This is a genomic window from Aeromicrobium sp. 50.2.37 (genome assembly GCF_024655735.1).
Classification (GTDB): domain Bacteria; phylum Actinomycetota; class Actinomycetes; order Propionibacteriales; family Nocardioidaceae; genus Aeromicrobium.
Map to the genome: position 1 here is coordinate 147,067 of NZ_JANLGG010000001.1, position 9,196 is coordinate 156,262.

General features: G+C 72.6%; 7 protein-coding genes. 5 read left to right on the forward strand and 2 right to left on the reverse strand.

Translation table 11 applies throughout. The features are described from left to right. Nucleotides 1–38: 38 nt before the first annotated feature. From NUV38_RS00600 to NUV38_RS00615, 4 genes are read left to right on the forward strand one after another with little or no spacing between them, the layout of a single operon-like run. Complete coding sequence (locus NUV38_RS00600; protein WP_257727275.1) at nucleotides 39–2,741, forward strand: bifunctional GNAT family N-acetyltransferase/acetate--CoA ligase family protein; 2,703 nt, start codon at nucleotides 39–41, stop codon at nucleotides 2,739–2,741. Further along, the gene (locus NUV38_RS00605; protein WP_257727276.1) at nucleotides 2,741–3,313 is read left to right on the forward strand and encodes a DUF5998 family protein; all 573 of its coding nucleotides are present in this window, start codon (nucleotides 2,741–2,743) and stop codon (nucleotides 3,311–3,313) included. Before NUV38_RS00600 ends, NUV38_RS00605 begins: the two co-directional genes overlap by 1 nt. Continuing rightward, on the forward strand, nucleotides 3,310–4,419 hold the full coding sequence (locus NUV38_RS00610; RefSeq protein ID WP_257727277.1) for an alkaline phosphatase family protein: 1,110 nt from the start codon (nucleotides 3,310–3,312) through the stop codon (nucleotides 4,417–4,419). The genes NUV38_RS00605 and NUV38_RS00610 overlap by 4 nt, the downstream gene beginning before the upstream one ends. Nucleotides 4,420–4,456: 37 nt before the next feature. Beyond that, nucleotides 4,457–5,110, forward strand: a complete 654-nt coding sequence (locus NUV38_RS00615; protein ID WP_257727278.1) for a thymidine kinase — start codon at nucleotides 4,457–4,459, stop codon at nucleotides 5,108–5,110. A gap of 22 nt (nucleotides 5,111–5,132) precedes the next feature. Here NUV38_RS00615 and sepH read toward each other — a convergent pair whose 3' ends face one another. Then, nucleotides 5,133–6,128 carry a septation protein SepH gene (gene sepH, locus NUV38_RS00620; protein ID WP_257727279.1) on the reverse strand — a complete coding sequence of 332 codons (996 nt, stop codon included), beginning with the start codon at nucleotides 6,126–6,128 and terminating at the stop codon, nucleotides 5,133–5,135. A 132-nt stretch (nucleotides 6,129–6,260) separates the two neighbouring features. On the opposite strand from sepH, the gene NUV38_RS00625 reads away from it, so the two are divergent. Continuing rightward, nucleotides 6,261–6,881, forward strand: coding sequence for a trimeric intracellular cation channel family protein (locus NUV38_RS00625; protein ID WP_257727280.1), 621 nt, complete (start codon nucleotides 6,261–6,263; stop codon nucleotides 6,879–6,881). 46 nt (nucleotides 6,882–6,927) lie between these two features. Here the strand turns inward: NUV38_RS00625 and NUV38_RS00630 are convergent, their stop codons facing one another. Continuing rightward, nucleotides 6,928–9,171, reverse strand: a complete 2,244-nt coding sequence (locus NUV38_RS00630) for an aldehyde dehydrogenase family protein (RefSeq protein WP_257727281.1) — start codon at nucleotides 9,169–9,171, stop codon at nucleotides 6,928–6,930. Between the last annotated feature and the right edge of the window lie 25 nt (nucleotides 9,172–9,196).

Below are 9,196 nucleotides of genomic sequence, written 5' to 3' on the forward strand. Positions count from 1 at the left end.
TGCCCGAGGCGGGCGCCGGCACGGGGTAGGTTGGGCGCGTGACGCAGGACCCCTCGACGACGCCGGCCGACCGTGCCCGGGTGTGGGAGGCGGACGTGCTGCTCAAGGACGGTCGCGTCGCCCAGCTCCGGCCCATCACCCCCGAGGACACCGAGGCGTTCGTCGCGTTCTACTCGCGCGTCTCCGACGAGTCCAAGTACTACCGCTTCTTCGCCCCGTACCCGACGCTGTCCGATCGCGACGTCGCGCGCTTCACGAACGTCGACCTCGACCGTCGGGTCGCCTTCGTGCTGACCCTGCACGACACGATCATCGGCGTCGGCCGCTACGACGCGGTCAGCGACGACGTGGCCGAGGTGGCCTTCCTCGTGGAGGACGCCCACCAGGGCCGTGGCGTGGGTCAGCTCCTGCTCGAGCACCTCGCCCAGGCGGGCCGCGAGCGCGGCCTCACCAAGTTCACCGCGGACGTGCTGCCGAGCAACAACCGCATGCTCCAGGTCTTCCGCGAGATGGGCTACTCCGTCGAGGGCGTCGTCGAGGACGGCGTCCAGCAGCTGTCGTTCCGGATCGATCCGACCGAGTCGGCCGTGGGAGTCATGCGCTCGCGCGAGCAGCGCGCCGAGGCCGCGTCGATCGAGCGGATCTTCGCGGCCCGCAGCATCGCCGTCGTGGGCGCCAGCCGCCGCCAGCGCTCGATCGGCCAGACCGTGGTGCGCAACCTCGTCCTCGGCGACTACCAGGGCAGCGTCTACGCCGTGAACAGCCAGGCCGAGGCGGTCTCGGGGCTACCCGCCTTCAAGAGCGTCAAGGACATCCCGCACGAGGTCGACCTGGTCATCGTGGCCGTCCCGGCCGACTCGGTGAACGACGTCGTGCGCGACTGCGCGGCGAAGGGTGTGCACGGGCTGGTGGTGATCTCGGCCGGGTTCGCCGAGGAGGGTGCCGAGGGACGTCAGCGGCAGCGGACGCTGCTCGACCTCTCCCGCACCTACGGCCTGCGGCTCGTCGGTCCCAACTGCCTCGGTGTGATCAACACCGCCCCCGGGGTGCAGCTGAACGCCTCGCTGTCCACGGCCATGCCGCCCCAGGGGCGCGTCGGGTTCTTCTGCCAGTCCGGCGCCCTCGGGACGGCGATCCTGGAGTCGGTGTCGCGACGTGGTCTCGGCCTCTCGACCTTCGTCTCGGCGGGCAACCGCGCCGACGTCTCCGGCAACGACCTGCTCCAGTACTGGCAGGAGGACGACGACACCGAGGTCGTCCTCCTCTACCTCGAGTCCATCGGCAACCCGCGCAAGTTCTCGCGGATCGCACGTCGGGTCTCGGAGTCCAAGCCCGTCGTGGCGGTGAAGTCGGGCCGTTCCACCCAGGGCGTGCCCGTGGGGCACGCGGTCAAGCGCAGCACGGCGCCGCAGGCCGCGGTCGACGCGATGTTCCGTCAGGCCGGGGTGGTCCAGGTCGACACGCTGGAGGAGATGTTCGACGTCGCCCAGCTCGTGGCCCACCAGCCACTGCCGCGCGGCAACCGGATCTGCGTGGTGGGCAACTCCGACGCCATGGGGCTGCTCGTGGCCGACGCCGCGACGGCGACCGGTCTGCAGGTCGCGGACTCGGTGCCCCTGGGCGCCGACGCGGGCGCCGACGACTTCGAGGTGGCCATCGAGAACGCGCTGGCGTCCGACGACATCGACGCCCTGATGGTCGTCTACATCCCGCCGCTCAACACCTCCGGCGAGGAGGTCGCGAACGTGCTGGCCTCGATCGGCGAGCAGTCCGACAAGCCGATCGTGTCGACCTTCCTCGGCACCGAGGGCATCCCGGAGCTCCTCCGCGTGCCCGACGTGCAGGGTGGCTCCGCGGGCCGCGGCTCGGTCCCGTCGTACCCGGCACCGGAGTCGGCCGTGCGCGCCCTCGCCCGCGTGGTCACCTATGCGGAGTGGGCGGCTCGCGACCACGGGGAGTTCCGCGCCCACGACGACTTCCGCACCGGCGACGCCCGCGCCCTCGTGCGTGACGTGCTGGCCCACGCCCCGCGCGGCGCGATCCTCTCGACGGAGCAGGTGCACGCACTCCTGGCCTGCTACGGGATCGACCTGTGGACCTGGATCAACGTCCACGACCCGGAGGAGGCCGTCGCCGCGGCGGAGCAGCTGGGCTGGGACGTCGTGCTCAAGGCCGGCAGCGAGCACCTGCGCGCCCGCCCCGACCTCGCGCACATCTGGCACGGGATCCAGGACCGCGCCGACATGCTGGAGGCGTGGGGCCAGCTGACGTCCTGGCCGGGCATGCGCGCCGACACCCGCTTCTTCGTCCAGCGCTCCGCCCCCGACGGCATCCCGCTGTCGTTCACGGTCACCGAGGACGCCCTGTTCGGGCCGCTGGTCTCCTTCGGCCTCGCCGGCGCCTCGAGCGAGCTCCTGGGCGACCGGGCCTACGGCATCCCGCCCCTGACCGACGCCGACGCGGAGTCGATGATCCGCGACCTGCGCTCGGCGCCGCTCCTGTACGGCTACCGCGGGTCCGACCCGGTCGACACGCCGGCGATCCAGGACACCATCCTGCGTCTGGCGGCGCTGAAGGACGACCTGCCCGAGATCGCCGAGCTCGACCTGGAGCCCGTGCTGGTGCACGGGACCGGGCTGACGGCGCTGAGCGCCCGCGCGAAGGTGGTGCCGGCCACGGGCCGCCGCGAGGAGCGGTACGTGCGGCGTCTGAGCAGTCCGGTCAGGGATACGCTGGCGTGATGAGACGTGAGCGCCCCGTCGGGCCTGCCGCCGACGTCTTCCAGGAGATCGAGCGCAGCGGCTACTACCCCGAGATCGTGACGGCAGGCCTGCGCGACGCCCTGGCGGGTGAGGACGTCCTCGCGCACGTGGTCCACCACGAACCGACGTTCGAGCGCGACGAGATCCGTCGGCACATGACGGTGCTCGTGATGACGCCGTCGCGGGTCGTGCTCGTGCACACCGACGAGCACCCGCCCGACGACCTCCTGCCGCGGCCCTACACGTCCACCACGAGCGAGGCCGTGTCGATCCACCGGATCAGGTCGGTAGTCGTGACCCGCATGGTCGCCACCTCCGGCACGCTCGAGGAGGCCGTGGTCACCATCGGGTGGGGGGCCGTGTCGCACCTGGACCTCGAGCCCGCCCAGTGCAGCGACCCGGACTGCGAGGCCGACCACGGGTATACCGGCAACCTGACCGGCGACGACTTCTCGTTGCGCCTGAGCGCGGCGGCCGACGGCGGCGTGGCCGTCGAGCGACTCCTGGTGTTCGCCCGTCAGCTCTCCGCCGCCACGACCGGCTCAGCGTGACCGCGCCCGGTCCGCGGGGTCGGCGCGGACTGCACGAGGTCCTCACGTCTGCCGGAGCAGTCGCCGGCGGCGGACGCGCCGGCCTGGTCGACACCCTGGGGCTCCCGGCCGCTGCGCGCTACGTCGTGCTGCTGGTCGACGGCATGGGGGAGGAGCTCCTGCGGGAGCACGCCCACCTCGCACCCTTCCTGTCGTCGCTGCCGTCCGTCCCGGACGTGGTGTGCGGCGTCCCGTCCACGACCGTCACGAGCCTCACCTCGCTCGGCACGGGTCTTCGCGCCGGGGTGCACGGGGTCGTCGGGTACACCTCACGCGTGCCGGAGACCGGACGACGCCTCAACGCCCTCGCCTGGGACCAGGACGTCGACGCGCTGCAGTGGCAGCGCCACCCCACCGTCCTGCAGCGGCTCCACGAGGCGGGTGTCAATGCCGGGAGCGTGAACGAGGCGCGCTTCGAGGGCACAGGCCTGACGCTGTGCAGCCAGCGAGGTGCACCCTTCCACGGGGTCGGCTCCATCTGGGAACGGCTCGACGTGGTGGCCGAGGTCGTCGAGGACGCCGCGAGCTCGGTGGTCTACGCCTACGAGTCCCGGCTCGACCACGCCGGCCACGCGCACGGCTGCACGTCCCAGGAGTGGCGCGACGTCCTCGTGACCGTCGACCGTGAGACGGCCCAGCTGCGCGACCTGCTCCCGCCCGACACGGTGCTCCTCGTGACCGCGGACCACGGCATGGTCGACCTCCCTGCGGAGGGGCGTTTCGACGTCAGCACGACGCCCGCGCTCCTCGAGGGCGTGGACCTGCTGGCGGGCGAGGCCCGCTTCCGGCACCTGTACACCGCCCGCCACGACCGTGAGGCCGTCGCGGCCCGGTGGCGGGACTTCTGCGGGGAGCGCGCGGACGTGCGCACCCGCGACGAGCTCGACGACTGGTTCGGTCCCATCGACCCCGCCGTCGCGGGACGGATCGGCGACGTGGTGGTCGCCGCCCTCGGCGACTTCGCCGTCTTCAGCACCGACGACTTCCCGCTCGAGATGCGCATGAAGGGCTTCCACGGATCGGTCAGCGAGGCCGAGCTGCGCGTCCCCGTGCTCCTCGCGACCTGAGCGCCGTGGCGGCCACCGGCGCTGGCAGGATGGTCCCGTGGCCGAGCTGATCTTCTACTCCGGGACGATGGACTGCGGGAAGAGCACTCTCGCCCTCCAGCTCGACCACAACCACCGGGCCCGCGGACGCGTGGGTCGGGTCTTCACGTCCCACGACCGCGCCGGCCAGGCGACGCTCTCGAGCCGGCTCGGCCTGGCGGTCCCGGCGACGGAGGTCGACGACTCCCTGCACTTCTGGGAGCACGTCGTGACCGAGCTGACCCAGGGCGGGCGCATCGACTACCTCGTCTGCGACGAGGCCCAGTTCTACACGCGCGACCAGGTCGAGCAGCTGGCCAAGATCGCCGACGAGCTCGACATCGACGTGTTCTGCTTCGGCATCCTGACGGACTTCCGCACGCGGATGTTCGACGGGTCGGCCCGGCTCGTGGAGCTGGCCGATCGCATGCTCCCGCTCCAGGTCGAGGCGCTCTGCTGGTGCGGCGAGCGCGCCACGCACAACGCGCGGACCGAGGACGGGGAGATGGTCACCGAGGGTGAGGTGATCGTGGTCGGCGACGTCGAGGACCCTCAGCGCCCGCGTCCGTCGGTGGGGTACGAGGTCCTCTGCCGTCGCCACCACCGACGGCGCATGACGGCGGCCTCGGCGAAGGCCGCAGCCTTGTCGCCCGACGTGCTCCCGTTCCCCTAGGTGGGGTGGCCGGCATCGGGCCTCAGTCGTTCCGTCCGCCGAACATGATCTCGTCCCAGCTGGGCACCCGGCGACGCTCGGGGCGCTTCTTGCGCGGTGCGACGGTGTCGGGGACGGCCACGTGGCCCTCGTCGTCGTCGAGGTCCTCGTCGACCTGCTGGTGCGCCTCGGCGGGCTCCTGGTCGGCGCCCTCGGAGGGGTGCTGCTCCTGGGGGGTGACGTCCTCGGTGAGCGACAGCTGCTCCATCGCGCGCCGGTCGCGGGCCTCCTTGAGGGAGTGCACCGGTGCATGGAGCTCGGCGTCGACCTCGTGGCGAGCTGCCTCGCCGCTCGGCTCGGCGGGCTCCGCGGAGCGGGCCTCGTCCGCGGACGGCTCAGGACGGTCCTCGTCGGGGCGCAGGGCGTCGGCGATGGCCATGTCGGAGGCCTCCGGCGGAGCGACGTCGCCCACGAGCCGGCGAGCGGTCTCGTCGTCCGGGACGACGTACCGGCTCTTGGCGTCGTAGCAGAAGGTGGCGGGCTCGAGTGCGCTGGGCGCCAGGACCTGGACGGTCCAACGACCGTCCTCGCGACGCCAGGCGTCCCAGCTGACGTCCTCGGGGACGCCGCCTTCGCCGGCCACGCTCTCGTCGACCGCGGACCCGAGCAGGACGCCCGGTCCGGTCGCGTGCCGACGGCGGATGGTGGTGGAGCGCGCCTGCTCGGCCACGTAGGCACGCTCGGCGAGCACGGGGGTGGCGAAGCCCTCGATCTGCTCGGTCGGCACGCCGGCCGACTCGGCGACCTGGTCGGGACTCTCACCGCGCCGGATCCTGGCCTGGATGTCGCGGGGGCTGAGCGTGCTTTCCATCGTGATCTCCATCTGGCCGTGTGCGCGGCCGCGGGCACGGGGGGAGGCGTCGACGAGCGCGGCGAGCCGTCGATCGATCGGGACGCGGAACAGCTCGGGACGGCCGGCTTCGCGCAGGACAAGGAAACGTCCGTCGTCGCTGAGCCGATCGGGGCCGAGTTCGCGCATCGAGCGTCCTCCCACTGGTTGCTCCGTCATCCTAGGCTCCGGTCCCTGCCAAACCGCGGCGACACGCGTGGTCCGACGACGGGGTCGAGGACGGGGCTGCCGACCCCTCGCGGCGTGTCCTAGGGTCGATCCGTGCCCGACGTGTGGATCGTGACGCTCGACCTGCTGGGCATCGCCGTGTTCGCCTGCACCGGAGCCATCGTGGCGGTGCGCAAGGAGCTCGACGTGTTCGGCGCGTCGGTCCTGGGTCTGGTCACCGGGCTCGGTGGCGGCGTGCTCCGGGACGTCCTCATCGGCGACGTCCCGCCGGCGGCCCTCCTGGACTGGCGCTACCTCGTCGTGCCCGTGGTGGCGTCCGTGGTGGTCTTCGCCTTCCACCCGGTGTTCGGACGCCGGGAGTCGCAGATCGCCGTGCTCGACGCCGTGGGGGCGGCGCTGTTCTGCGTCGCGGGCGGCGTGAAGGCGGCCGAGGCCGGTCTCGGCGTGCTTCCTGCCGCGCTGCTGGGGATGGTCACGGCCATCGGAGGGGGCATCCTGCGCGACGTGCTCGCCGGACGGGTGCCCGTGATCTTCCGCGAGGAGCTCTACGCCACTCCAGCCTTCACCGGCGCGTTGGTGGCCGTGCTGGCCCATCGCGCCGACCTCGGGTGGTGGGCGTACGTGTCGGCCGGTGCCCTGTGCGTCGTGTGGCGGCTGCTCGCCCTCTGGCGGGGATGGCGAGCACCCCTGCCCCCGGGGCTCGCGCGCGGCTGACACCGGCCCGCGCACCGTCGCTCGCCTGGGTGACGGGCAGCCGGGGTCAGTGGCGCGGCATCACGCGGTCGAACGCGGGGTCGTGGTTGCCGAAGCGGTGCGTCGTGATCGTGACCGACTGCTCGCGCAGGAACGGCAGCAGCTCGACCCGACCGGACCAGGTGACCTCGCCCGCGTGGACGGCGACGTCCGGATCGCCCTCGACGGCCGAGGCGAGCTCGCGTGCGAGTGGAGCCAGCAGGCGCACCCGCCCGGGGCGGTCCCGCGCCATGCGGTCCAGCCAGTCGGCGTCGTCCTCGACGACCTGTCCGGGAGCGAGGCCGTCGGGCAGCGCCACGGGCGTGGACACCGTCACCGGGCTGCCGGCACGGAGCCCGGCGAGGACGACCCGGGCCGTGGTGAGGAGGTCGCCGTCACCGCGCACGTGGACCTCGGTCGGTCGGTAGCGGAAGACGTTCCGCTCCACCCCGAGTCCGCTGACGTCCTTCTCCCGGCCGAACTCGCGCTGCCAGGCCAGCTCGTCGGAGCGGGCGGCCGCGGCCAGCTGCGCGGCGTCGTCCTGCAGCAGGTGCGGCGTCACCGACGCGAGCGCCGAGGCCACCGGGGCCGAGAGCTCGACGTCGTCGGGGACGTGGCGCAGCGGTCGGCGGGTCCAGGTGCCCAGGTGGGTCAGGTAGTTGGGTCCGCCCGCCTTGCTCGAGGCGCCGACGCTCGACCGCTTCCAGCCGCCGAACGGCTGACGCTGCACGATCGCGCCGGTGATCCCGCGGTTCACGTAGAGGTTGCCCGCCTCCACGGTGTCGATCCAGCGGTTGACCTCGTCGGGGTCGAGCGAGTGGATGCCGGCCGTGAGCCCGAAGTCGGTGGCGTTCTGCCAGGCGATCGCCTCGTCGAGGTCGGCGGCGTGCATGAGCCCGAGGACGGGCCCGAAGTACTCGGTGCGGTGGTAGGTGCTCCCCGGGGCCACGCCGACCTTCACCCCGGGTGACCAGAGACGACCGGTGGTGTCGAGGCGACGCGGCTGGACGATCCACTCCTCGCCGTCGTCGAGGACCGTCAACGCGTCGAGCAGCTTGCCCGAGGGAGCCTCGACGACCGGGCCGACCGAGACGTCGGGATCGTCGGGCCACCCGACCTTGAGCGAGGTCACGGCGTCGACGAGCTGGCGACGGAAGCGTTCGGAGGTGGCGACGGAGCCGACCAGGATGCCGAGGCTCGCCGCCGAGCACTTCTGCCCGGCGTGCCCGAAGGCGCTCTTCACGAGGTCGCCGACGGCCAGGTCGAGGTCGGCGCTGGGGGTGACGACGAGGGCGTTCTTCCCGCTCGTCTCGGCCAGCAGCGGCAGGTCGGGCCGCCACGAGCGGAACAGGGCCGCCGTCTCCCAGGAGCCGGTGAGGATCAACCGGTCGACCGCGGGGTGCGACACGAGGGACTTGCTCAGCTCGCCCTCGTCCATGCTCACGTAGCGCAGCACGTCGCGCGGCACACCGCCCTGCCACAGCGCCTCCACCATGACGGCGGCGCATCGGGGGCTCTGCGGTGCGGGCTTGATCACCACGGCACTCCCGGCGGCGAGGGCCGACAGCACCGAGCCGCACGGGATCGCGACGGGGAAGTTCCACGGCGGGGTGACGACCGTCAGGCCGACCGGGTGGAACGCGGCACCGTCGACGACCTCGAGGCGACGGGCCGCCTCGGCGTAGTAGTGCGCGAAGTCGATGGCCTCGCTGACCTCGACGTCGGCCTCGGCGATCGTCTTGCCGGTCTCGGCCGCCATGACGGCGACGAGGTCGCCCCGCCGGGTCTCGAGCGCCCCGGCGGCCTGGTGCAGGATCCATGCCCGGACCTCGGCCCCACGGGCGGACCAGGCGGTCGCGGCGGTCCGCGCGTCCCGCACGAGGGTCTCGAGGGAGGCCGGGCCGTGGACGCGGCTCGACTCGATCGTGGAGATGCCGAGCTGGGTGTACGTCGACCGGGACAACGCCTGACGGCCCCACACCCGGTTCCCTGCCGTGGACGGGTCGGTGTCGGGGGTGTTGGAGAAGCCGTCGGTGTGTGCGTGCACGTGGTGGTCGGTGGCGTCGGTGCGGCGGTCCTGGACCCGGTGCGGGGGCGGCACGGTCTCGTCGAGTGCCTTCACCGAGGCGAGGAAGCGACCCGCCTCGCGGTCGAACGCCGCGGGGTCGTCGGCCAGGTCGAACGCGGCCGACATGAAGTTCTCCGAGCTGGCGTTCTCCTCGAGCCTGCGGACCAGGTAGGAGATCGCGACGTCGAACTCGTCGGGGTGCACCACGGGCGTGTAGAGCAGCAGTGGG